We start from the raw sequence: 23,897 nt of genomic DNA, 5'->3' as shown, positions 1-23,897 counted from the left end.
CAGACCCTTTATTATTTACTAACTTCAAATTGACGGATGCTCAATTGCTTGCAACGATTATAAGAGATTTTGCCAATCAAAATGGGTCCTATAACCAACCGCGTGTCAAAAGAGAAACAAAGGAAGAGGAATTGGGAGATGGCAAGCTATTCACTGTGTAAGCAATGATCCAAACAGGTAATTTCTTTGTTTTAGAACAAACCAAAGATTTAGAAAAAACGCAAGAATTGTCTGAAATGATGCCGACAGGTTCTACTCAAACAAGGGATGAAGTAGGGGATTTTGCAAGGACCATAAGCCCTGGAAAAAAGATTAATAAAGAGACCAACGCGACAATCACTTACCAGCAGTCTATCGTGAAGGGAAAACAAGTTAGTCCGTAAAACGAACAGTAAAGGACACTAGCCAGAAAAAGTTAGCACAAAGATAAAGTATAATTTTACTACTGTAAGTATTAGCTAAAACTAAAATAGGAAGAACAACCTCTTCGATCACTAAGACAGTAAGCATAAAAATATGCAGTCTTATTTTCGAAGAGGTTACGGATGTTCTCGGCGCTTATTCAGTTCTAAGGTGACAGAAAAAAGTGAATTTACAAGGATTTTTATGTATTATTGTTATTATTTAATTTGAAAATCAACGGATAAAGGACGTATTAACAATAGGTTATCGTATGTCGAATAGTAATAATAAAAAAACACAAATTGTTGAACACAGTACTCTAAATGAGTGGTTTAATGTTTACGAGCACTCTCATTAGATGTTAAAGGAGGAGTATAAATGATGAAATCTGAAATTTTTACCTTATCTACCACAATGAGTATGTTATCTAGTGGAGAAGCAAGTGCATCCTCTTTAGCTACTAGTAACATGACTGGATTATATGTTCGAGAAGTATAAAATGACTAACTCATGGAGGGGTACATCATGGAATGCAGTACAGAACGAGATGACTAATCTTATGAAGAAATACATCATTCAATTACTAGTTATATTTTTACTTGTATTAGCCTTTATCGGCTTGGTAGAGTTTTTATTGAAAGGAAATAAATCCATACTAATACCAACTAGCGGTTTAGGCTATGTTTTTGGAGTTCCATTTTTATCCATTAAACCGTTTAAGAATGAAACTAGAATAAGAAAAATCCAATATGTGGTTCTTCTATTCTTGTGTTTTTACTTACCACCTAAAATAGTAAGCTCATTTGGGGTTGAAAAATTTGAGATTACACGTTTTTTGTACGCTATATTAATACTTGTAGGAATACTAATTTTATATGGGGTAATTTTGTTTTCACAGCGAAACAAGAAATAATAGCAATTGTTCAATATAAACAAGCCGAAGAATCCAGAAGTAGGCCCAAGCGTTTTAGGATTCTTCGGCTTGTTTTGTTTTAACAATATTAAATTTTATTTTTTTTTAGTCTATCCTTGCATCGCTTCTTCGTTTACAACATTTCTTTATCTTTTTCGATTGTTTTCGTGATCCCTGTGATGATTGCAGGGATAAACCCAGCTTCTTCTAATGCGACGACACCGACAACTGTCGTTCCGCCTGGAGAAGATACTTGATCAACTAATTCCCAAGGATTTTCATCGCTTGCTAGGAACTTTTGGCAGGAACCTAAAATCGCTTTAGCGGCAATTTCTGTTGCTGTTTTTTTAGGTAGTCCATGTAAAACACCTGCACGTCCCATTGCATCGATCAACATATAAATAAAAGCAGGGGAGCTTCCAGCCAATCCGATAAATGTACTGAAATCATCTTCTGCTAAAGGGTAGACACTACCAATCGCTTCAAAGATTTGTGTCGCTTGTGTCAACTGTTCATTTGTTGCTGCTTGGTTTTTACAGATTGCAGAAACACCCGCGCCAACACTCACGTTGACATTGGGCATCACGCGAATGATAGCAGCTTCTGGATCCAGTGCTTGTTCTAGTGTTGCAAGCGATTTTCCTGAAGCAATTGAGATAAACAACTGTTGTTTACGATGGTCGCGTAATTCATGTAACACCTGTTCGATGATTTTTGGTTTCACTGCCAAAACAACGATTTCTGCTTTTTCAGCAATCTCTTGATTGGTTTGACAGGCATTGACCCCGACTTTACCAGCAAAACGTTGGGCATTTTCATAATGACCGCTTGAAACAAAAATATCTTCTTTAGCCACCAGATTATTTGCTAAGATACCATGAATAATTGCTTGTGCCATATTTCCTGTACCGATAAATCCGATTTTCATGTAATCCTCTCCTTTGGTTTTTAGCATAGCTTTCTTTCTCATAATCTGCAAGTCGAGAGACGAATCGATTTTTCAGTTTACTGCTCAGGTCAAAGCGCTTCTTTCACGACCTTGATAAACGGTGTTCAAGGAGCAACCTCTGATAAACAGTGTTCAAAAGCCAGCTCCTTCAATAGTAAGTCAAAACGTGAAAAATATGAGGAGCTATTTTCCCACGTTATGCCTTACTACTTGGAGCTTAACGGCTTTTTCACAACCTAATGCCCAAAGTGGAAAAATCAATGTAAATAAGATAACATGAGTGTATATGTTTAGAAAGTCTACAGGTGAGGAAGGGTGCCGGTGAAAAATAAATTACAGATCATGATCCAGTGGGTGAAAGCACATCAGTTGATTTTGAAGCTGATTTTCTTTGGATCGATCCTTGTTTTTGTGGCGAATCAAGTCGCAAACATTGCCCATGGGATGAGTTGGCAAGATGTCTGGCACACGATGGAACAACAAAGTCATGTCAAGTTAGCATGGATGATATTAGCAGGTTTGATTGGTGTGATGCCGATGTTACTTTATGATTGGGTAACGATTCGAGTATTGGAAAAACAAGGCAAGCCCAAAATGAGTCGTAAAGACTTTTTGTTATCTGCATGGATCACGAATACGATCAATAACTTGGCAGGATTCGGAGGGATTGTCGGAGCAAGCTTGCGCGCCAGTTTTTATGGCAAGCACACGAATCGGAAAATGGTGTTGGCAACAGTCTCTAAGGTTGCTTTGTTTCTATTGACTGGTCTTTCTATTTGGTCATTAGTGACATTCATCAATGTCTTCTTTCTTCAAACAGATAGTGTATTTCGCAGTTATTGGATTTGGTTATTTGGTGGTAGCTTTCTAGCACCGCTTATCTTTTTGTTTGCCTATTTGAAACGTAAAACACTATTTGCAGAATTTTATCCCAAAGGCTTGCTTGGCTTATTCCTAGCTTCCTTTGGACAATGGACTGGTGCCTTAGTAGTTTTCTTGTTGATTGGACACTTGATGGGCGTAGATATTTCTTTATGGTCTTTGTACCCTATGTTTATCATTGCCACGTTGATCGGAATGTTGACGATGGTACCAGGTGGTGTAGGAACATTTGATGTGCTGATGATCTTAGGAATGAGTCAACTTGGCGTGCGGCAAGATGTTGCACTTGTTTGGTTGCTTTATTATCGTTTGTTCTATTATGTTCTACCATTTCTTTCAGGAATCGTTTTATTTTTGACACACACAGGTGTCAAAATCAATCGATTTTTAGATAATATTCCCCGATTATTTTTTCAAAAAATTGCTCATTTGGTGTTAGTGTGTGCCGTTTATTTTGCGGGAATCATGATGGTCTTACTTTCAACGATCACGAATCTTTCGACTGTCAGTCGATTGTTTCAAATACTCTTACCCTTTTCGTTTGATTTTTTGGATCAGTCATTGAATCTGCTGGTCGGCTTCTTATTACTAGGCTTAGCCAGAGCTTTGGCGATGAAAGTCAAAAAAGCCTTTATCCCTACGATTGCTTTGCTCGCTTTTGGCATCATCAACACTGTACTGCGAACATTGTCTTGGGAACTGATCGTTGTTTACCTTTTGATTTTGCTAGCGGTTTGGTTATCCCGAAAAGAGTTTTATCGTGAAAAGTTTGTCTATTCTTGGGGAGCAATCATATTTGATGCGTGTTTGTTTGGCTTTTTATTTATTGTTTATGCAATCGCAGGCTATCACCGTGGAAGTTTTTGGGTAGGTGATATAACTGCGAATCGCTTTATACTCTTTCCATCTGAGGATGTTTGGTTTTCAGGACTGATTGGTTTAGGGATCTCATTACTTGCGTTAGTTGCATTGTACCAATATTTAGCTTCAGAGACAGGGTTTGGTGAACCTCTGGATCAAATGCGTTTAAATCGCCTTTTGACGGCCTATGGTGGAACCGCAGCTAGTCATTATCTGCACTTACCTGGATATACTTATTTTTATTATCAGGAAAATGGTCAAGATAAAGTAGTGTTTGGTTACCAAATCAAAGGGAATAAATGTTTTGTTCTTGGTGATCCGATTGGTGATCCAACGAAGATACGTACAGCTACACATGAGTTTTTGAAAAAAGCCGATTGTTTTGGCTATGAATTAGCTTTTTATAAAGTATCCGAAAGTTATGTCGTCATGCTTCACGAAGCGGGTTTTCACTTTACAAAAGTTGGAGAAGCAGCAATTACTGATCTTTCTTCAGGTGCGCTACACTGGCGCACAAGGCAGATCGAATTACAACGTTTGACGAATGAGGGGTACCATTTTACCTGGTATGACCAATTACCTGAAGAGTTGCTTGAACCGATTGAGGAAGTTTCTCAAAAATGGTTGAATGGCTCTCGTGAGAAGCATTTCTCTGTTGGTTATTTTAAGAAAGATTATCTTTTGATGAGTGGTATTGGTATTGTTCGGAAAGAGCAGAAAATCGTTGGGTTTATTACATCTCAACCAATCAATGACCGCCAAGCGGGGTATGATTTATTGCGGTATCTACCGAACCAGCCGAATAGTCTAGGTGATTACTTACTTGCAAATCTACTGGATGTCTATCGCAAAAATGGGTATGCAGAAGCGAATTTGGGACTGGCGCCACTTGCAAATGTCGGAGAAACTGATTTCTCATTCTTACAAGAAAAAGTGATGAGGATCATCTTTAATTACGGGAATTTTTTTTACTCATTCCAATTAGCTTACGAAGAAAAACAACGGTATGTTACTCATTGGGAGGGCCGTTATTTTGCTTATATGAAAGGAAGTAGCTTTACTTTAGCCACATTGCAGCTTTTCTTATTGATTGGTAAAGGGAAAGAAAAAGGAACAAGTCTAGCAGAAGAAGTTCTGACAGAATTGTAAAAATGATTGTAAAGCTGTAAGGAAAGTGTTTACGCATGTTGGTGGAAGCTATACTTTTATTTTCCCCTATGATAGAATACTTTCGACTTAGACTTTTCGAATGGGTGAGAGGATGGAATTGATTGAAAAAGCACCAGCGAAGATAAACTTAGGGTTGGATGTGTTATATAAAAGACCAGATGGGTATCATGAGTTGGAAATGGTGATGTCAAGTGTAGATTTAGCTGATCACTTGTTCTTTGAAGAGCTATCGGAAGATCGGATCATTGTTGAAACGAATAAAGCATTTTTACCGGTAGATCAGCGTAACAATGTGTATCAAGCAGCTTTGTTGTTGAAAAAGAAATATCAAATCAAAAAAGGCGTAAAAATCGTTGTGAAAAAGAATATTCCTGTTGCTGCTGGCCTAGGTGGTGGAAGTACAGATTGTGCTGCAGCGTTGCGAGGGATCAATCGGTTATGGGAGTTAGGCTGTAGCTTAGAAGAACTAGCAGAGATCGGCTTGGAAGTGGGGACAGATGTTCCTTACTGTGTTTATGGCCAAACTGCTTACGTAGGTGGAAAGGGAGAAATCGTCCAATTGTTGCCAGCGATGCCCTCTTGCTGGATCATCTTAGTAAAACCTAAAATGAGTGTTTCGACACGAACTGTTTTTCGAGAAATCGATACGCAAAAAATCCAACATCAAGATATTACTGGGTTGACTGATGCGCTTCGACAACAAGATTATCAAAAAATGTTGACGAAAATGGGGAATAGTCTTGAAGATGTGACAGGAAAACGCCATCCGGTCATTTATCAAATCAAAGAGCGAATGATTAAATATGGTGCAGACGCGGCCCTGATGAGTGGTAGTGGACCAACTGTTTTTGCCCTTTGTCAACACTATTCCAGAGCCCAACGCGTCTACAACGGATTAAAAGGTTTTTGTGAGGAAGTTTATCTTGTCAGAACGCTATAAACGCATGAAAAGAGACACGATGTCATGACGGAAATAGTCAGCTTCGAAAAATGTGCGGTAAAAGAGGTCGGAACAGAAGTGTTTAGCCTCGAGAAATAAGGCGTCATCCACGAAATTTGTTTTTCAAATTTTTGTGGATGACGCCTTATTTCCGGAGAGGCTACTTCTGTTTCTGCCGTTTATTCAGTTTTAGGAGATGTGAGAGGACTAATATCCCTGACATCATTCCCGCTTATTTCGTTTTAGAGGATGAAGGATCGTTACCTTCTTTTTTTGTTATCAATCTCAACCAATCGTTCATTATTATCGGAAAAAAATAATAGTGTTGAACAGTCACTTTTTGACCAAAGTTGAAAGAAAACGATTACGTTCGTTGTTGATATGACGGGTAATTCATTTGTTTTCCGATTTACAGGATAAGTTTGCATTTAAATCAGAAAATCAGGTTAAACTATTGACTGTTTTTTTTTAATTTGGTACATTAATCCTCGTTGGTAAATCGTAATATTACGATTTGTTTTGAAAGGAGCATATATGAAGAAATATTTATTAGCCGCATCTTTAGTAATAGGAGCTTTCCTATTTACAGCGTGTGGACAGACAGCCCAAGAATCGGCACAAGATGAGTTGAACGTTGTCGCAACGTTTTACCCGATGTATGAATTTACGAAAGAAGTCGTTGGTGATAGTGGGAAGGTCGAATTATTGATCCCCGCAGGAACGGAACCCCACGATTTTGAGCCAAGTGCAAAACAAAGTGCCACCATTGCGGATGCAGATGTTTTTGTTTATAACAGTTCAGATATGGAATTTTTTGTTGACTCATTGAAAGACACGGTCGATACCGATCAAACGTTGATGATCGAAGCTGCTAAGGGAATTGAACGTCTAGAGTCACAAGAAGAGCATGAAGAAAAGCACGAAGAGTCAGAAGGACATCAGCATGACCATGCCTATGACCCTCATGTTTGGTTAGATCCAACATTAGCGATCCAAGAAGTACAGACGATTGCTACAGAGCTCGGCAAGAAATATCCAGATAAAAAAGACACATTTGACCAAAATGCCGCAGCTTATATCAAAAAATTAGAAGCATTAGATCAGAACTATACAGAGGCGTTAAAAGGTGCAACCAATCGAACGTTTGTGACGCAACATGCTGCCTTTGCTTATTTAGCAAATCGCTACGACCTAAAACAAGTAGCCATCTCAGGAGTTTCACCGGATCAAGAGCCTACGCCTAGTCGATTGGCTGAATTGAAAGATTTTGTCGATCAAAATAAAATCGAAGTTATCTATTTTGAAGAAAATGCGTCATCTAAAGTAGCAGAGACATTATCAAAGGAAACAGGTGTAAAACTTGAAGTACTTAATCCCCTTGAGAGTTTGACGAATGAACAAATCAAAGCGGGTGAAACCTACATTTCTACCATGGAGAAAAACCTAGAGGCATTAAAAGAAAGCATAAAGTAAAGGAAGGGAGTCCTCTATGTGCGTTATATCGAAATAGCTGATCTTACTTTCTATTATGATGAAGAACCTGTGTTAGAAGGTGTTTCTTATCATGTAGATGCCGGTGAATTTGTGATTTTGACTGGTGAAAACGGGGCGGCAAAATCTACATTGATCAAAGCTTCTTTGGGGTTATTGAAGCCCTCTAAAGGGACCATCAAAATTGCAGGAAAAAATCAAGATGGAGACAAATTAAGTATCGGGTACATCCCACAACAAGTTTCTTCCTTTAATGCGGGTTTTCCTAGTACAGTCTTAGAATTAGTACGTTCTGGCAGATATCCGAGAGGTCGTTGGTTCAAACGGTTAAGCGAAAAAGACCATGAGCATGTCAAGCGTGCCTTAGAATCTGTTGGTATGTGGGATATGCGTCATCGTCGGATCGGTGAGCTATCTGGTGGTCAAAAGCAGCGAATCAGTTTAGCACGTATTTTTGCGACTGATCCAGATTTATTTGTACTTGATGAACCAACGACTGGAATGGATGAAGAATCACGAAATGAATTTTATCGTTTGTTGCGCCATAGCGCACACGACCACGGTAAAGCTGTATTGATGATCACTCATGATCACGAAGATATCAAACAATATGCGGATCGACAAATCCGTTTAGTGAGAAAGGAGGATTCTCAATGGCGTTGCTTTCATATGAATTCATGAGGCGGGCATTTCTTGCCGCGATCTTTATTGCAGGAATTGCACCGATGTTAGGAGTATTCTTAGTGATACGTCGGCAATCGTTGATGGCAGATACACTGTCTCATGTTTCTTTAGCAGGGGTAGCCTTAGGATTTTTCCTCAATCTCAATCCAACGATGACCACAATGGTGGTAGTCGTTATCGCTGCAATCATTCTAGAATACCTACGTTCGATGTATCGTACGTATTCAGAGATTTCCATTGCGATCTTAATGGCAGGCGGGCTTGCGCTTGCATTAGTTTTGATGAATTTGAGTGGGGGTAATTCTGCCACGAGCATCCAATCTTATTTATTTGGATCGATTGTGACGATCACTTGGTCGCAAGTTCTATTCCTAGGTATTTTGTTTGCAGTGATCGGTCTTTTATTTTTCTTATGCAAACGTCCGATGTACGTGTTGACCTTTGATGAAGACACCGCTCATGTCGATGGACTGCCGGTTCGTTGGATGTCAATGATGTTCAATATCATTACTGGGGTAGCAATCGCTGTGATGATCCCGATAGCAGGTGCGTTGTTGATTTCTGCTATTATGGTTTTGCCAGCAGCAATCGGGATGCGTTTAGGGAAAAGCTTCAATATTGTCATATTGATCAGTATCATCGTTGGTTTTATTGGTATGCTTTCTGGGTTGACTAGTTCATTCTACTTGGATACACCTCCAGGGGCAACTATCACGTTAGTATTTATCTTTTTATTCTTATTAGTCAACTTGAGTAAACGTATTTTATTAGGGATTAGAAGGAAAAAATAGCTCACTATTTTTAAAACAGGTAGTTATTTGAGACAAACAAATGTCTTAAATAGCTACCTATTTTTTTATAAATACCGAACTATTTTCTTAATTTTGGATAAAATGCTCGAATTTTCCCGAAAAAACTTATATAATGAAACACGATAAAATTTGTTGGAAAAAGGAGCTGGAATTTTTGAAAGTACGTCGCAGTGAGCGTCTTGTCGATATGACACAGTATTTATTAGATCATCCGCATGAATTGATTTCATTAACAAGCTTTGCCGAACGTTATGAATCTGCTAAATCTTCGATCAGTGAAGATTTGGGGATCATCAAAAAAACATTTAAAGAAAGAGGTTACGGAACGCTTGAAACAATCCCTGGTGCAGCCGGAGGTGTTCTATTCATTCCCGAGATTTCCTATGAAGAAGCAAAGAAATATGTTGAATCGCTAGCTGAGCGCTTGTCTGAACAAGACCGCTTACTCCCTGGAGGCTATGTTTACTTATCTGATCTATTAGGAGAACCTGAGCTATTACGTCAAGTAGGGAAAATCATTGCCTCAAAATATTTAGGAGAAAAAATCGATGCTGTAATGACTGTAGCCACAAAAGGGGTGCCAATCGCTCAAGCCGTTTCCTATTACTTGAACGCACCGTTTGTCATCGTTCGTCGTGACTCTAAGATTACAGAAGGTTCTACAGTGAGTGTGAACTATGTTTCAGGTTCATCTGAACGGATCGAAAAAATGGAACTATCAAAAAGAAGTTTGAAACGTGGTTCTCGCGTGCTTGTCGTCGATGACTTTATGAAAGGCGGCGGAACAGTGAACGGAATGAAGAGCTTGATTGAAGAATTTGAATCTGAGCTTGTCGGTATCACTGTGTTTGCGGAGTCAAAATTCAACGGACATCGCGCAATCAATGACTACACGTCACTACTTTACGTCAAAGATGTGGATACAAAAACGAAAAATATCACTGTAGTACCAGGCAACTATTTCGAAGAATAAAACAACGAAAACAGGGTACTATGGAAAAAGAAGAGGCGATGGATGATGTCTCTTCTTTTTTTGCGTCGTGGTTTCTAAAATGAACGTTTAGTTGAAAAAAAAGAGCGACTGGGCTAAACTAAAAATAATAAATCGTAATTTAGGAGTGACACATTTGGATGCACGTTATGCAATCATATTAGCCGCGGGTAAAGGTACTCGCATGAAATCAAAACTATACAAGGTCCTACACCCTGTTTCTGGGAAACCGATGGTCGAACATATCATCAACCGTGTAAGTGAGACAAACCCTGATCAAATCGTGACGATCGTTGGACACGGTGCAGAGAAAGTCAAAGCTCAGCTAGGCGAACGTAGCGAGTATGCGTTACAAGCGGAACAACTTGGGACGGGTCATGCGGTACTACAAGCAGCCTCATTTTTAGCAGGTAAGGAAGGCACGACGTTAGTTATCAGTGGTGACACCCCTTTATTGACAACTGAGACGTTGAACAACTTGTTTGAATACCATCAAGGGAAAAATGCAAGTGCCACGATTTTGACTGCACAAGCAGAAGATCCGACAGGTTATGGCAGAATCATTCGTGATCATGTAGGAATCGTCGAAAAAATCGTTGAGCAAAAAGACGCTTCGCCAGAAGAAGCGTTAGTTCAAGAAATCAATACAGGAACTTACTGTTTCGATAACAAAGCGTTATTTGAAGCATTGAATAAAGTAGGAACAGACAATGCACAAGGCGAGTATTATTTAACAGACATCGTTGAGATTCTGAAAGATGCTGGAAATCCAGTTGCTGCGTATCAGACGGAAGATTTCGATGAGTGTATGGGTGTCAATGATCGTATAGCACTAGCAAAAGCAAACGAGTTGATGCGCCAAAGAATCAACAAAAAACATATGGTCAATGGCGTTAGCTTTGTTGATCCTGCAACTACGTATATTGATGCAGATGTTGTGATTGGTTCAGATACAGTGATCGAAGCGGGCGTTCAGATCCAAGGGGAAACAGAAATTGGCGAAGATTGTTTTATTGGTGCACATTCACGTATTGTTGACAGCAAGATCGGTGACCAAGTAGTCATCGAAAACTCAGTGATCGAACACAGTTTGGTCAAAAGTAAAGCAGATGTAGGACCGTATGCCCATTTACGTCCAAAAGCAGAAATTGCAGAAGGCGTCCATATCGGCAACTTTGTAGAAGTGAAAAATGCGAAAATAGGCAAAAACACAAAAGTTGGTCACTTGACGTATGTCGGGGATGCAACACTTGGTGAAGAAATCAATGTGGGGTGTGGTGTCGTCTTTGTCAATTATGACGGAAAAGTAAAACATCATACAACAGTCGGTGACCATAGTTTTATTGGGTCAAATGCGAATCTTGTGGCGCCAGTGGAAGTGGCAGAAAATACATGTATCGCTGCTGGTTCGACGATCACTAACGATGTTCCTGAACATGCAATGGCTATCGCACGCGCTAGACAAGTCAATAAAGAAGGATACGCGAAGAAACTCCCATATTCAAATTGATACTTTTTGCAAAATCACTTGATTTATTCGGCAAATATGACTAGTATTTATTAGGTAGTAGAGTTGTGAAAAAGAAAGCGGAGGTCCTCATGTCCAAACATTACTTTGATCCAAGATTAAAAATATTTGCATTAAACTCAAATCGTCCATTGGCAGAAAAAATTGCTACAGCTGTTGGGGTTGAATTAGGAAAATCATCCGTCACTCAATTTAGTGATGGTGAGATCCAGGTCAATATCGAAGAAAGTATCCGTGGTTCACACGTATATGTTATTCAATCAACAAGTAGTCCGGTAAATGATAACCTGATGGAACTGTTGATCATGATTGATGCATTGAAGCGTGCAAGTGCCAAAACGATCAACGTTGTAATGCCGTATTACGGTTACGCACGTCAAGACCGTAAAGCGCGCGCGCGTGAACCAATCACTGCAAAATTAGTGGCAAATATGATCCAAAAAGCTGGAGCAACAAGAATGTTGACACTTGACTTGCACGCAGTCCAAATCCAAGGTTTCTTTGATATTCCGGTCGACCATTTGATGGGCGCACCACTGATTGCGAATTACTTCTTAGAAAAAGGGATTCAAGGCGATGATGTTGTCGTTGTTTCACCTGACCATGGTGGTGTTACTCGTGCACGTAAATTGGCTGAATTTTTAAAAGCACCAATTGCAATCATTGATAAACGCCGTCCAAAAGCAAATGTGGCAGAAGTGATGAATATCATTGGTCAAGTAGAAGGCAAAACGTGTGTCTTGATCGATGACATGATCGATACAGCTGGAACGATCACATTGGCTGCCAATGCGTTGAAAGAAGCTGGAGCAGTGAGCGTTTATGCGTCATGTACACATCCTGTGTTGTCAGGACCTGCTTTACAAAGAATCGAAGACTCTGCAATCGAGCGCTTAGTTGTAACGGATTCAATCTATTTGCCAGAAGATCGCAAAATTGATAAGATTGACGAAGTAAGCGTTGGTGGCTTGATGGGTGACGCAATCAAACGTATCCATGAAAACAAACCAGTTAGTCCTTTATTTGAAACAAAAAGATAAAGGAAAACAAAAACTAAATAATTACAATCACAAAGGGGAGTCCATTTTGGGCTGAGACTGAATATATTCTAAACCCTTCGTACCTGTTTCGGTTATGCGAGCGTAGGAATTGTGAATGAATAGCTAGTGTGAAAGCACGAAGCTGTTTGTAAAAAAAACAAACTTGCTTCCTCCTTTGTGATGTCCAATTATAAAGGAGGAAGCTTTTTTATGAATAAGAATCATCGTGTCTGGATCGAGGGAACAATCGTCGCAGCATTATCTTTAGTGTTGTCGATGATTCCTCTACAAATAGGTAGTAGTTTTGCAATCTCGCTCGGACAAATCCCTTTAACTTTATTTGCTTTGAGAAGGGGTTGGAAAGCTGGTATGGGATCGGCTTTTCTGTGGGGAATCCTTCATTTTCCCATGGGGACTGTCTATTACTTGAGTGTCATCCAAGTGTTGATCGAGTATCCGATCGCGTTTACGTTTGCTGGCGTTGCAGGGATTTTTTCGCAAAGAATGCAACAAAGTTATCTGCAAGGCAATCGTAAGAAAATGGCCTCAACGATCATTTTAGCGACATTCGTTGGTGTGACTGCCAGATATTTCTGGCATTTTGTCGCTGGGGTTGCTTTTTGGGGGAGTTTCGCACTATGGGGAATGAATCCATGGTTGTTCTCTTTAGTCATGAATGGTGCTAGTGGGTTAGCTACTGGGATTGTAACAACTATTGTCCTACTAGGTATCGAACAGACCGTTCCTTCTTTATTTGTAAGCGAAGGATTGCAAGTACGAAAAAGCAAAAATTAAAAAAAGGCGTAAAGGCAGCTGACCTTTACGCTTTTTTAGTGGAGTTGACTGTCATTATACAAATGTGTTGTAAACAAAATCAGAAACGTTGCCGTCTAGTTGCCAACGTTGTTGAGCGGCATGATAGACGAGAACAGCTACCGGTTTTTCTTCCAAGTAACGTGTTCCTTTTAATTTCCAAACGTAATCTTCAATGACATAAATCGGGATCTCATACTTGTCATCGACCAAACCTGCTTGATCAAACGAAAAAATGATTCCTTCTTGCATTAAATTACGCATCTTTTTCAGTATCTCTACACTGATTTTTTCAACAGGGATCTCTTTTCGAAAGAATGATTTTTTTTCGTTGATTTTTCCCGCCAAGATCGTGCTTAACTTGTTGGCAAAAATCCGATAAAATTCATCTAAATAACGATAATAGGTTCTACCTAGATGATCGCTCAAATCAAAATAAACAAAGTTATTTTGTAATTTATAGAAAAAAGGTGAATGGAGATGTGTTTTCATATGACCAAAATAAAGCAACTCTGAGATTTCTAAAGGACTTAATTCTTTTAACATCGTCAAATCCGTAAAATCGATCCATTTAAGATCCGTACTGTTGTTACGGCTACGAACGGTTTGGAAAAATCTTTGGATATTCTCAGTTCCCCGAATAACCTTCAAGCCTGTGTGTGATTCATATTCTCCAGCAGATGCGGAAGGGTCCAACAAAAGTAGATTTTGAGGAAAATGCACGATGTTATTTGAAAAATCATTGATAGTCAGCCCTTTGGTCAAAACGGCGTTACTAGTTGTATCGATATGTACATATACTGAATCACTCATCATGCTCCTCCTCCCCTGTATCTCATCCCTTTCATTTTACAACATTTACAAAAAAAAAGCTTGTTTCTTTTATTTTAAAATTCGATTACAAAGCAACTTTTTTTATGGATAAACGATGAATATAGAGTAAAAAAAATATATATAACACTGCTATCAGATGACTATTCACCCTCACCCTTTTTTCTGATTACTGATATAATAAAAGAAAAAGAGAATCCGAGGTGTCTATGAAAGTTCAAAAAGTCTATTGGTCGGAACGTTATCAGCAGAATCGAGTGCAGCAAGCAAAACAACTGTTTAGTTTTTTTACTACACATCAAGAAAGCCGGCAACATTTTTGGCAACAGGCAAAAAAACAACAGGCATGGAAGATCGTATCGAAAAGGCTGAACATTTACTTTACTGTAGAAATAACGAATGAAAAATTGATCTATACCAACGTGTTGATTGAAGAAGAATATTGGCAGTGGTCCGATATTTTCCTATTGTTAGAAAGTACGATTCGTTATTTTTTCAAAAAATACGGACTCGTCCGGTTTGATCATTCAATCTCACCGAACATGATCGACCTTTTCCACCGAAGTGGTTATTTGGGAACGCAATCGTTTGAGAAGAAAATATCCTATCATACCGGCCTTGTCTTAGGCGGGGGAGGGGCGCATGGTGCTTATCAAATAGGTGTTTGGAAAGCATTGAAAGAGGAAAATCTAGAGATTTCACTCGTTACTGGCACTTCTGTAGGTGCGCTAAATGGGGCATTGGTCGTTCAGGATCAACTAACACAAGCCATTGACTTATGGCAGGAACTATCAACCAATCAAGTATTGGCTTTGCCAGAGGTTGCCTTATCAGAAGAGTTGAGGCAACGTTATATCCAAGAAGCCAGCTTGATGACACGTCGTGCAGTAGTCGAAGGAGGAACCTCGATTGCACCGTTGGAAGCATTACTAGAGCAGTACCTAGATCCAGAAAAAATCAAATATACAGAAAAACCGCAACTCTATACAATCGCAACTAAAATCCCAGAATTTCAAGAAACAGTTACAAGGATCCAAGCATTAGAACCAACAGAAATCGCCGATTGGGTTCTCGCCTCTGCTTCTTTTTATCCTGCCATGGCTTATCGTCAGATCGACGGATCAAAATATGTTGATGGTGGCTATCGAAATAACGTGCCAGTAGATGTTGCGATCCAACAAGGTGCAACCGAAGTCTTGATTGTCGATGTCCAAGGACCGGGGGTGACAAAAAAATACAAGGAACCTGATGCTTTGGTGACCTGGAAATGTTGTTCAAACTGGTCTTTAGGTGGTTTCTTAGTTTTTGAGCGACAAAGAAACCAATTGAATATCCAATTAGGTTATTTAGAGGCTAAAAAGTGTTTAGGGATCTATCAAGGAAACTGGTATACGTTTGAAACAGCAAAGCCAGCTGAACGTTATTGGCGACGTTTCTTACGTTTCTTAGTCGAAACACTTGATTTAGACGTATCCTTTTTTTACAAAGAAAAATTCTGGCGGGACTTGCGTAATGTATATAAAGACAGGGTCACAAGTGAAACATGCGGATTGGCGATGCTTGAGCTACTAGCGAAACAAAAATTGATCTTACCGAATAAAGTGTATACTGTCGAAGAAATATTACCGCTCATTTGCCAAGAAAGTAAAATCGATGAAGCATTTTTAAAAAAGGTTGGTCAATTAAATGCCAGCGAATGGTTGAAGTTTCGAAAACTGGAACGAAATGCTAAAATACACGTAATGAAGGAACACGCGATCTACCAATACGTGAAAGAAAAAAAGCGTGATCGCTTACAACGACAACTCAATGCAGATACAGTAGAAACTTTGATGTATCTCTATCTTTATCATCTAAAGGAGGAACAAAAATGGCACAAGAATTCTCATATGAGATCGTAGAAGAAATTGCAGTTTTATCTGAAAACAATAAGGGATGGCGCAAAGAATTGAACTTAGTGAGTTGGAATGGCAGACCACCCAAATTTGACTTGCGGGATTGGGCACCGGACCATGAAAAAATGGGTAAGGGACTAACATTAACGAACGAAGAGTTTGAAGAGTTACAAAAAGCAATTAAAAATATGTAAAAGAAAGGACTCTGTCGCATGAAGAGCATGACTGGCTTTGGCAATGCCATCCGCGAAAAAAAGAACTATCAACTTGAAATCGAGATCAAAAGCGTCAATCAACGGTTTTTAGATATCCAGATACGTAGCCCTAAAGTATTAGGTTTTGTTGAAAATGAACTGAGACAATTGATCAAAACGAAGTTAAGTCGAGGTCGTGTCGATGTCTTTATTAATTTAACATACTTAGGTGAACAAGATAAAAAAGTGACGATCAATTGGCAACTGATCGATACGCTCTATACACAGATGACTACCGGTATTAAAGAAAGGTATGGCGAAGCGAACGCATTGTCGATCGGTAAACTGATCGAACGTTTTGCACTAAACGAAGAGTTTGTGACAATTGCTGAAGCAACGGAAGAGGATCAAGAATTACTTGCACAATTAGCGAAAGAAACGATGCAAACAGCACTTCGTTCAATCGAAGAAAGTCGGAGTATAGAAGGCCAAGCCTTGGCGAACGTGTTACTTCAACAAACCGCAGAATTAAAACAAAATATTGTTGGATTAACTAACTTTGTCGAGATTTATGAGCAGGAATTTCAGACGAGATACCAAGAAAAATTAGAAGCTTTTCTTGGTGCAGAAGTTGAGCGAGATCGTTTATTGACCGAAATAGCGATTCTTTTAGAGCGTGGCGATATCCACGAAGAAATCGACCGTTTAATCATCCATGCGCAGAAATTGGAAGAGCTACTTGAAGCAGATTATCCCATCGGTAGAGAACTAGATTTTCTTTTACAAGAGATGAATCGCGAAATCAATACGATCGGCTCAAAATCAAGCGCGATCGAAATCAAAAACCATGTCGTTCAGTCTAAAACGATTTTAGAAAAAATCCGTGAGCAAATCCAAAATATTGAATAAGTGTCCAGCCTGTCTAATTGATGACCTGTCCGTTAGGCAGGCTTATTTCCGAAGAGGTTACTCCTGTTTCCGCCGTTTATTCGTTTTTTAGGTATACAACAGAAGTAAATTTTACTTTTGTCTTGGACTCTTTAGTGGGAAGTAGACTAGCTTTTTCTAGTTTTTCTAGCTATAATAAAAAAATAGCCTTGAAAGTTGCAAGAAAAAAGTGCAAAATAAGCAATAGTATAAAAAAGACTAGTTGAAAGGACGTCGTCATGTCAGAGCGTGGATTATTAATCGTGTTGTCTGGTCCATCGGGTGTGGGAAAAGGCACAGTGCGAAAAGCAATTTTTGAGAGTGAGGATAATGATTTCCAATATTCGATTTCGATGACGACACGCAAGATGCGTGAAGGAGAAGTTGAAGGAGTCGACTACTATTTCCGAAGCCGTGAAGAATTTGAACAAATGATCGCTGAAGGCGAAATGTTGGAATATGCAGAATATGTCGGGAATTATTATGGTACACCACTATCATATGTCAACAAAACCTTAGACGAAGGAAAAGACGTTTTTCTTGAAATTGAAGTCCAAGGTGCACAACAAGTAAAAGAAAAAGTACCTGACGGCGTATTTATTTTCCTGACGCCCCCAGATTTAGCAGAATTGAAATCACGAATCGTTGGGCGTGGGACAGATGCAGATGAAGTAATCGAGGAACGAATGAAAGTCGCTAAGGAAGAAATCGAGATGATGGCACTGTATGACTATGCTGTTGTCAATGATGAAGTTCCATTAGCGGTCAACCGAATCAAAGATATTATTGCAAGTGAACATTTCCGTGTCGATCGTGTCATCGGAAAATATATCAAAATGTTAAAGGAGATGTAGTCTTATGATGTTAAAACCTTCAATCGACTCATTATTAGATCGTGTGAATTCAAAATATTCTCTAGTGATCTTAGCAAGTAAACGTGCACATGAATTAGATGCAAAAGCACAACCAACAATGGATTCATTTGATTCTGTCAAAAGTGTTGGACAAGCTTTAGAAGAAATCGAAGCAGGGAATGTGATCAGTGATCCACATCCTGAATTAAAACGTGAACGTCTACGTATGGAAGACGAAGAACGTCGTGCGCAAAAAGACCGTGCACAACAAGAATTAGAGTCTCGTATCCGTGACGAGCAAAAACTATAAAATCAACTCACTATTCCGCTTATGGATAGCAAAAGATTTGAGCTTGGGAAATGTTCCTAGGCTCTTTTTTTTCCTGCGTTAATTTTTTGTTAGGATTTGGCAGAAAGTAAGACAAAACAAGGAATCTCTAGTAAAATAGGCAAGAGCCATTTTGTGTTTAAATCCAAGATGAAGAAAGGAGAAGGAGTCCATGACTGTTATTGCGGATGTGATTGTCGATGTACCAACTATGCAAACCGATCAAGCATTCACCTACTTGGTTCCTTCTGAAATGGAAGCGGCTATCCAAGTCGGTATGCGTGTAGCGATACCATTTGGAAACGGCAATCGCCAAGTCCAAGGCTTTGTGATGGCGTTGACAGCCAACGAGCAACCTCTAAAACAAGAATTAAAGCCGATCCTTCAATTACTTGACCTGGCACCTGTTGTCAATCAGGAGTTGATGAGGTTAGCAGACTATATGAAAACCATTACGTATGCTTTTAAAATCACCTGTTTACAAACGATGCTACCAAGTGTCATGAAAGCAGAATACGATAAGCTCATTTACCCAGTGACCGATGAACCAGAAGTCGTTGCATTTTTCGCAGGTAGACAAGAGATTTCTTGGAAGGAAGCGGAAGAAACTGGGATCTTACCACAATTGATCCGTTGGCGTAAAAACAAGCTAGTTGATATCCGTTACGAAGTCCATACAAAAAACAAAGTGAAAACGATCCGTGTCGTTCACTCTCTTTTGTCAAAAGCACAACTCGATGAAGCTTGGGGCACCTTGAGACAAAATGCGAAAAAACAAAAAGAATTACTTCTTTATTTGTCAGAAATAGAAAAACCAATGTCTATTGCTTATTTCAAAGAAAAAGGAGTCAGTTCTGCCGTATTGAATCAAGGTAGAGATAAAGGTTGGTTGCGTATCGAAGAAGTTGAAAGTTATCGTGACCCTTATAAAGATCGGGTATTTGAACGAACGACTGCCTTACAATTGAATGAAGAACAACAATCGGCGGTTCAGCAGATCATCGAAGCCTGTCATCAGGAAAAGAATGAAACCTTTTTACTTGAAGGAATTACTGGTAGTGGGAAAACGGAAGTCTACCTTCAAGCCATTGCTGATGTCTTGGCAGAGAAGAAGACAGCGATCATGTTGGTTCCTGAAATCGCATTGACCCCTCAGATGGTCGAACGTTTTAAAGGGCGCTTTGGAGAATCCGTCGCAGTTTTACATAGTGGCTTGTCTCAAGGTGAGAAATATGATGAATGGCGTAAAATCGAACGCAATGAAGCGCAGGTCGTCGTTGGTGCACGTTCAGCGATCTTTGCCCCACTAGAGAATATTGGTTTGATCATCATTGATGAAGAGCATGAATCGAGCTATAAGCAAGATGAAACCCCGCGTTACCATGCCAGAGATTTAGCTATGTGGCGTGGGAATTACCATCATTGCCCGATCGTTTTGGGGAGCGCGACACCTTCCCTCGAATCAAGAGCCCGTGCACAAAAAGGGATCTATCGCATGTTACATTTGAGTCAGCGTGCGAAAATGAGTGCGCAATTACCTGAGATCGAAGTCGTCGATATGCGTGAAGAATTCGAAAAGAATCAGACATCGACGTTCTCTCAATTATTACAAGAAAAAATCCAAGATCGATTAGAAAAAAAAGAACAGACAGTTCTTCTATTGAATCGACGAGGGTATTCTTCCTTTGTGATGTGCCGAGATTGTGGCTTTGTCTTGCCTTGCCCAAATTGCGATATCTCATTGACTCTCCATATGGATTCTCGCTCGATGCGTTGCCATTATTGTGGACATGAAGAAGCGATCCCACATCGTTGTCCAAATTGTGGGGAAAACAAGATCCGGTATTATGGAACGGGAACACAAAAAGTGGAAGAAGAGTTAAAAGCACTTTACCCTCAAGCAAGAATCTTGCGGATGGATGTGGATACCACAAGAAAAAAAGGCGCGCATGAACGAATCTTACAAAAATTTGGGGACAAACAAGCGGATATTCTACTAGGAACGCAGATGATCGCAAAAGGGTTAGATTTTCCTGATGTGACCTTAGTCGGCGTTCTAAATGCAGATACTTCGTTGAACCTGCCAGATTTTCGTTCTAGTGAACATACCTTCCAATTATTGACACAAGTCTCCGGAAGGGCAGGAAGAGCCGAAAAAGCTGGGGAAGTCGTGATCCAAACATTTAATCCGAATCACTATGCGATAACTTTAGCAAAGGAACAAAATTATGAACGCTTTTATCAACAAGAAATGAATGTACGCCATCGTGGAGGCTATCCGCCTTATTATTTCACTGTGAAAATCACGACGAGTCATCCAGAAGAACAAGTCGCAGCCAAAAAAATCTTTCAGATCGCCAGTCAATTAAAGCAAGTATTAGGAACGAACAGCCTTCTGTTAGGTCCGGTACCTAGCACCGTTTTACGTGTGAAAAATCGCTATTACTATCAGCTGATCATCAAATATAAACATGAACCAGAACTGCCTAACGTTTTGAAAGAAATTTTGGATCAAAGTCAAAAAGAACAGCGACAAAATCTATTTGTTGCGATCGACAACGAACCGCTACATTTTATTTAAGAAAGGAAACACTATGCGTTATCCAATAATGATCCACCCAAATAAAAAATTGAATCGAAAAGCCCAACCCATCGATATGATCACTGATGAGACCATCGTCTTGTTAGATAACTTGTATGAAACAATGGTGGCAAATGACGGAGTCGGCATCGCCGCGCCGCAAGTCGGCAAAAATCAACGGATCGCTATTGTTGAAGTCGATGAAGGAGATAAGTTTGAACTCATCAATCCTGAGATCATCGAGGCAAAAGACGAAAGTATCGATGTGGAAGGTTGCTTAAGTATTCCGCATGTCTACGGTACAGTCAAACGTGCAGATGAAGTAACAGTTCGATATTATGATCGTGACGGAGAGGAAATCGAAGTTACCGCGTTTGGCTATCTTGCACGTGCCTTTCAACATGAGATCGATCACTTAGATGGGATTTTATTTATCGATAAAATGATCGAACAAATCCCCGAAGAAAAACTCGAAGAATACATGGAGGAACATTTAGATGACTAAAATCGTATTTATGGGAACCCCAGCATTTTCAGTTCCTGTACTAGAAGGGCTGATTGACCAAGGGTATGAGATTGTCGCTGTCGTGACACAACCTGATCGACCAGTGGGAAGAAAAAAAATCATTACCCCAACACCTGTGAAAGTGGCGGCGTTGAAGCACGATCTTCTTGTGCTACAGCCAGAAAAAATCACGGGTTCTCCAGAAATGCAAACAATCATTGATTTGCAACCAGATGTGCTGGTAACAGCAGCGTTTGGTCAATTCTTACCGGAGAAACTATTGCAAGTTCCAATACATGGAGCGATCAATGTTCATGCCTCTTTGTTGCCAAAATATCGTGGTGGTGCACCAGTCCATTACTCCATTATCAACGGGGAAAAAGAGACAGGTGTAACGATCATGGAGATGATCAAAAAAATGGATGCGGGTGGTATTTTCTCGCAAGCAAGCCTACCAATCACTAAACAAGATGATGTCGGTACGATGTTTGAAAAACTTAGTCTATTAGGCAAAGAGTTATTGCTAGAAACACTACCAAAGATCATTTCTGGCGAATTGACGCCTACGCCACAAAATGAGGATCAAGCAACGTTTTCACCGAATATCACACGTGAACAAGAAGCAATCAATTGGGAAAAAACAGCAGAAGAAATCGACTGCCAAGTTCGTGGCATGCGTCCATGGCCCATTGCTTTTACAACCTATGAAGGAACACGCTGGAAGCTCTGGGCAGTAGATGTGTTGGCAGATGAGACGACATCTGAAACACCAGGAACTATCATCCATAAAGATAAAAAACAATTATGGGTAGCTTGTGGGGAACAGACGGTATTATCGATCAAAGAATTGCAACCTGCCGGTAAAGCAAAACAACTAATACAAGAATTTCTAAATGGCAGTGGACAACAAGTCGCTGTAGGACAGCAGGTGAAATAATGGCGAAAATACCAAAAAAAATGAAACGTTCGGTTCGCTTTATGGCGTTGATGACATTAGAGCGTGTCAACAAAGGTGGAGCATACTCCAATCTATTGTTGAATGAGATGATCAATCAAGGCGACCTTAACCAAAAAGATATCGGTCTGTTTACAGAACTAGTGTATGGAACGATCAGTCGCCATCGTTTGATTGCATTTTATGTTGCACCATTGATTACAAATGCAAAAAAAGTGGATGACTGGGTCAAAACTTTGCTGTATTTGTCTGTCTATCAACTCGAATTTTTAGATAAAGTACCTGATCATGCAATTTTGAATGAAGCAGTAGAAATTGCAAAAATCAAAGGCAACCCCGGCACAGGGAAATTTGTGAATGGCGTATTAAGAAATTATTTACGTCAAGGAAAACCTGATCTGGAAACTATCACAGATGAAGTCGAACGTTTAGCCATTAAATTAAGTTTGCCGAATTGGCTGACACAGCGCTTGATTGACCAAATCGGCTACGAGGAAACAGAAAAGCTAGGTCTTTCATTGTATCAACCAAGTCATGTGAGTGGCCGTATTGATACCCGTAAACTTTCGCGTGAACAAGCACTGGATCAATTGAAAGAAGAAGGACTAGATGTAAAAGCAAGTCCAATAAGCCCATATGGTGTAATTGCTGAAAAGGGCAGACTCGCCTCTACGACACTTTTTCACGATGGATTGATGACGATCCAAGATGAAAGCTCGATGCTTGTTGCACCAGCGATGCAGATTGAGCCAGAACATCATGTACTAGATGCCTGCGCTGCCCCTGGTGGCAAAACGACCCACATCGCTACGTTCCTTGATCCAACTTGTGGAGGAGAAGTCGTGGCTCTAGATGTCCATGACCATAAAGTAAAACTAGTGGAAGAGAACGCTCGTCGTTTAGGAGTTGCCAACGCAGTGTTCGCACAAAAAATGGATGCACGTGAAGTCAAAGAACAGTTTGAAGCAGAACAATTTGACCGTATTTTAGTAGATGCTCCATGTTCCGGTTTTGGCTTGTTACGCCGAAAACCAGATATTCGTTATAAAAATAATGAAAAAGAATTAGCCAATTTACCGGCTATTCAACTAGCTATTTTGGAAAGTGTGGCTACAGCTCTTAAACCTTCAGGAATATTGACCTACAGTACTTGTACGATTTTGAAAGAAGAGAATCAAGAAGTTGTTTCAGCGTTTTTACAACGACATCCTGATTTTGAGAAGATTGATGTTTTAGTTGATCCTGTGCTACAATCATCAATCAAGGATAAGATGTTGACGTTGTATCCACATCAATCTTATACAGATGGCTTTTTCATTTGTTGTTTGCGCAAAAAGTAATGAGGTGAAAG

22 protein-coding genes and 1 riboswitch are annotated in these 23,897 nt (G+C 39.7%); of the genes, 20 read left to right on the top strand and 2 right to left on the bottom strand.

Features of this window, described 5'->3' with window-relative positions; all coding sequences use genetic code 11:
• Positions 1–164: 164 nt before the first annotated feature.
• A complete protein-coding gene (locus P3R27_RS09660) occupies positions 165–383 on the top strand; it encodes a hypothetical protein (RefSeq protein ID WP_034688605.1) in 219 nt (72 codons plus the stop codon).
• A gap of 578 nt (positions 384–961) precedes the next feature.
• Positions 962–1,315, top strand: a complete 354-nt coding sequence (locus tag P3R27_RS09655; RefSeq protein ID WP_126134379.1) for a hypothetical protein — start codon at positions 962–964, stop codon at positions 1,313–1,315.
• A gap of 133 nt (positions 1,316–1,448) precedes the next feature.
• On the opposite strand, the gene proC is transcribed toward P3R27_RS09655, so the two are convergent.
• The gene (gene proC, locus P3R27_RS09650; RefSeq protein WP_034688601.1) at positions 1,449–2,243 is read right to left on the bottom strand and encodes a pyrroline-5-carboxylate reductase; all 795 of its coding nucleotides are present in this window, start codon (positions 2,241–2,243) and stop codon (positions 1,449–1,451) included.
• Positions 2,244–2,585: 342 nt separating this feature from the next.
• On the opposite strand from proC, the gene mprF reads away from it, so the two are divergent.
• From mprF to thiT, 9 genes are all read left to right on the top strand, one after another.
• Positions 2,586–5,156: a bifunctional lysylphosphatidylglycerol flippase/synthetase MprF gene (gene mprF, locus P3R27_RS09645; protein WP_034688598.1), complete on the top strand. Its 2,571-nt coding sequence runs from the start codon at positions 2,586–2,588 to the stop codon at positions 5,154–5,156.
• A gap of 112 nt (positions 5,157–5,268) precedes the next feature.
• The gene (gene ispE, locus P3R27_RS09640) at positions 5,269–6,117 is read left to right on the top strand and encodes a 4-(cytidine 5'-diphospho)-2-C-methyl-D-erythritol kinase (protein WP_034688596.1); all 849 of its coding nucleotides are present in this window, start codon (positions 5,269–5,271) and stop codon (positions 6,115–6,117) included.
• A 534-nt stretch (positions 6,118–6,651) separates the two neighbouring features.
• Complete coding sequence (locus tag P3R27_RS09635) at positions 6,652–7,590, top strand: metal ABC transporter substrate-binding protein (RefSeq protein WP_034688595.1); 939 nt, start codon at positions 6,652–6,654, stop codon at positions 7,588–7,590.
• A gap of 18 nt (positions 7,591–7,608) precedes the next feature.
• Positions 7,609–8,289, top strand: a complete 681-nt coding sequence (locus P3R27_RS09630) for a metal ABC transporter ATP-binding protein (protein WP_010734086.1) — start codon at positions 7,609–7,611, stop codon at positions 8,287–8,289.
• A complete protein-coding gene (locus P3R27_RS09625) occupies positions 8,262–9,083 on the top strand; it encodes a metal ABC transporter permease (protein WP_034688593.1) in 822 nt (273 codons plus the stop codon). Before P3R27_RS09630 ends, P3R27_RS09625 begins: the two co-directional genes overlap by 28 nt.
• A gap of 175 nt (positions 9,084–9,258) precedes the next feature.
• Positions 9,259–10,077 carry a pur operon repressor gene (purR, locus tag P3R27_RS09620; RefSeq protein WP_010734088.1) on the top strand — a complete coding sequence of 273 codons (819 nt, stop codon included), beginning with the start codon at positions 9,259–9,261 and terminating at the stop codon, positions 10,075–10,077.
• 154 nt (positions 10,078–10,231) lie between these two features.
• Positions 10,232–11,605, top strand: coding sequence for a bifunctional UDP-N-acetylglucosamine diphosphorylase/glucosamine-1-phosphate N-acetyltransferase GlmU (gene glmU / locus P3R27_RS09615; RefSeq protein WP_034688590.1), 1,374 nt, complete (start codon positions 10,232–10,234; stop codon positions 11,603–11,605).
• A gap of 89 nt (positions 11,606–11,694) precedes the next feature.
• Positions 11,695–12,663: a ribose-phosphate diphosphokinase gene (locus P3R27_RS09610; protein WP_034688588.1), complete on the top strand. Its 969-nt coding sequence runs from the start codon at positions 11,695–11,697 to the stop codon at positions 12,661–12,663.
• A 23-nt stretch (positions 12,664–12,686) separates the two neighbouring features.
• Positions 12,687–12,789, top strand: a riboswitch (TPP riboswitch).
• Between the two features lie 84 nt (positions 12,790–12,873).
• Positions 12,874–13,458 carry an energy-coupled thiamine transporter ThiT gene (gene thiT, locus P3R27_RS09605; protein WP_034688585.1) on the top strand — a complete coding sequence of 195 codons (585 nt, stop codon included), beginning with the start codon at positions 12,874–12,876 and terminating at the stop codon, positions 13,456–13,458.
• A gap of 54 nt (positions 13,459–13,512) precedes the next feature.
• Here thiT and P3R27_RS09600 read toward each other — a convergent pair whose 3' ends face one another.
• Positions 13,513–14,289, bottom strand: a complete 777-nt coding sequence (locus P3R27_RS09600; RefSeq protein WP_034688583.1) for a hypothetical protein — start codon at positions 14,287–14,289, stop codon at positions 13,513–13,515.
• A gap of 227 nt (positions 14,290–14,516) precedes the next feature.
• Here P3R27_RS09600 and P3R27_RS09595 point away from each other — a divergent pair, with 227 nt between their 5' ends.
• The 9 genes from P3R27_RS09595 to rsmB all read left to right on the top strand — a co-directional run bounded on the left by P3R27_RS09595 (position 14,517) and on the right by rsmB (position 23,886).
• A complete protein-coding gene (locus P3R27_RS09595) occupies positions 14,517–16,208 on the top strand; it encodes a patatin-like phospholipase family protein (protein ID WP_034688676.1) in 1,692 nt (563 codons plus the stop codon).
• Positions 16,178–16,396, top strand: coding sequence for a YdbC family protein (locus tag P3R27_RS09590; protein ID WP_019722353.1), 219 nt, complete (start codon positions 16,178–16,180; stop codon positions 16,394–16,396). Before P3R27_RS09595 ends, P3R27_RS09590 begins: the two co-directional genes overlap by 31 nt.
• A gap of 18 nt (positions 16,397–16,414) precedes the next feature.
• Entirely contained in the window at positions 16,415–17,305 is an 891-nt protein-coding gene (locus tag P3R27_RS09585; RefSeq protein WP_034688581.1) for a YicC/YloC family endoribonuclease, read from the top strand.
• 257 nt (positions 17,306–17,562) lie between these two features.
• Complete coding sequence (gene gmk / locus P3R27_RS09580) at positions 17,563–18,177, top strand: guanylate kinase (RefSeq protein ID WP_034688579.1); 615 nt, start codon at positions 17,563–17,565, stop codon at positions 18,175–18,177.
• Between the two features lie 4 nt (positions 18,178–18,181).
• Entirely contained in the window at positions 18,182–18,487 is a 306-nt protein-coding gene (gene rpoZ, locus P3R27_RS09575; protein ID WP_010734097.1) for a DNA-directed RNA polymerase subunit omega, read from the top strand.
• A 190-nt stretch (positions 18,488–18,677) separates the two neighbouring features.
• Complete coding sequence (gene priA / locus P3R27_RS09570) at positions 18,678–21,086, top strand: primosomal protein N' (protein ID WP_034688578.1); 2,409 nt, start codon at positions 18,678–18,680, stop codon at positions 21,084–21,086.
• A gap of 13 nt (positions 21,087–21,099) precedes the next feature.
• On the top strand, positions 21,100–21,591 hold the full coding sequence (def, locus tag P3R27_RS09565; protein ID WP_034688577.1) for a peptide deformylase: 492 nt from the start codon (positions 21,100–21,102) through the stop codon (positions 21,589–21,591).
• Positions 21,584–22,528: a methionyl-tRNA formyltransferase gene (fmt, locus tag P3R27_RS09560; protein ID WP_034688576.1), complete on the top strand. Its 945-nt coding sequence runs from the start codon at positions 21,584–21,586 to the stop codon at positions 22,526–22,528. The genes def and fmt overlap by 8 nt, the downstream gene beginning before the upstream one ends.
• A complete protein-coding gene (rsmB, locus tag P3R27_RS09555; protein ID WP_034688575.1) occupies positions 22,528–23,886 on the top strand; it encodes a 16S rRNA (cytosine(967)-C(5))-methyltransferase RsmB in 1,359 nt (452 codons plus the stop codon). The genes fmt and rsmB overlap by 1 nt, the downstream gene beginning before the upstream one ends.
• The last annotated feature ends 11 nt before the right edge of the window (positions 23,887–23,897 follow it).

It is taken from the genome of Enterococcus spodopteracolus, from assembly GCF_030441955.1.
In the GTDB taxonomy this organism is placed as follows: domain Bacteria; phylum Bacillota; class Bacilli; order Lactobacillales; family Enterococcaceae; genus Enterococcus_B; species Enterococcus_B spodopteracolus.
This window is presented reverse-complemented; position numbering and strand designations above follow the sequence as displayed.

Excerpts from the sequence above, each read along its gene's own strand:
- P3R27_RS09660 (WP_034688605.1), top strand. The coding sequence starts at position 165 with ATGATCCAAACAGGTAATTTCTTTGTTTTAGAACAAACCAAAGATTTA.
- P3R27_RS09655 (WP_126134379.1), top strand. The coding sequence starts at position 962 with ATGAAGAAATACATCATTCAATTACTAGTTATATTTTTACTTGTATTA.
- proC (WP_034688601.1), bottom strand. The coding sequence starts at position 2,243 with ATGAAAATCGGATTTATCGGTACAGGAAATATGGCACAAGCAATTATT.
- ispE (WP_034688596.1), top strand. The coding sequence starts at position 5,269 with ATGGAATTGATTGAAAAAGCACCAGCGAAGATAAACTTAGGGTTGGAT.
- P3R27_RS09635 (WP_034688595.1), top strand. The coding sequence starts at position 6,652 with ATGAAGAAATATTTATTAGCCGCATCTTTAGTAATAGGAGCTTTCCTA.
- P3R27_RS09625 (WP_034688593.1), top strand. The coding sequence starts at position 8,262 with ATGGCGTTGCTTTCATATGAATTCATGAGGCGGGCATTTCTTGCCGCG.
- P3R27_RS09610 (WP_034688588.1), top strand. The coding sequence starts at position 11,695 with ATGTCCAAACATTACTTTGATCCAAGATTAAAAATATTTGCATTAAAC.
- thiT (WP_034688585.1), top strand. The coding sequence starts at position 12,874 with ATGAATAAGAATCATCGTGTCTGGATCGAGGGAACAATCGTCGCAGCA.
- P3R27_RS09600 (WP_034688583.1), bottom strand. The coding sequence starts at position 14,289 with ATGAGTGATTCAGTATATGTACATATCGATACAACTAGTAACGCCGTT.
- P3R27_RS09595 (WP_034688676.1), top strand. The coding sequence starts at position 14,517 with ATGAAAGTTCAAAAAGTCTATTGGTCGGAACGTTATCAGCAGAATCGA.
- P3R27_RS09590 (WP_019722353.1), top strand. The coding sequence starts at position 16,178 with ATGGCACAAGAATTCTCATATGAGATCGTAGAAGAAATTGCAGTTTTA.
- P3R27_RS09585 (WP_034688581.1), top strand. The coding sequence starts at position 16,415 with ATGAAGAGCATGACTGGCTTTGGCAATGCCATCCGCGAAAAAAAGAAC.
- gmk (WP_034688579.1), top strand. The coding sequence starts at position 17,563 with ATGTCAGAGCGTGGATTATTAATCGTGTTGTCTGGTCCATCGGGTGTG.
- rpoZ (WP_010734097.1), top strand. The coding sequence starts at position 18,182 with ATGATGTTAAAACCTTCAATCGACTCATTATTAGATCGTGTGAATTCA.
- priA (WP_034688578.1), top strand. The coding sequence starts at position 18,678 with ATGACTGTTATTGCGGATGTGATTGTCGATGTACCAACTATGCAAACC.
- def (WP_034688577.1), top strand. The coding sequence starts at position 21,100 with ATGCGTTATCCAATAATGATCCACCCAAATAAAAAATTGAATCGAAAA.
- fmt (WP_034688576.1), top strand. The coding sequence starts at position 21,584 with ATGACTAAAATCGTATTTATGGGAACCCCAGCATTTTCAGTTCCTGTA.
- rsmB (WP_034688575.1), top strand. The coding sequence starts at position 22,528 with ATGGCGAAAATACCAAAAAAAATGAAACGTTCGGTTCGCTTTATGGCG.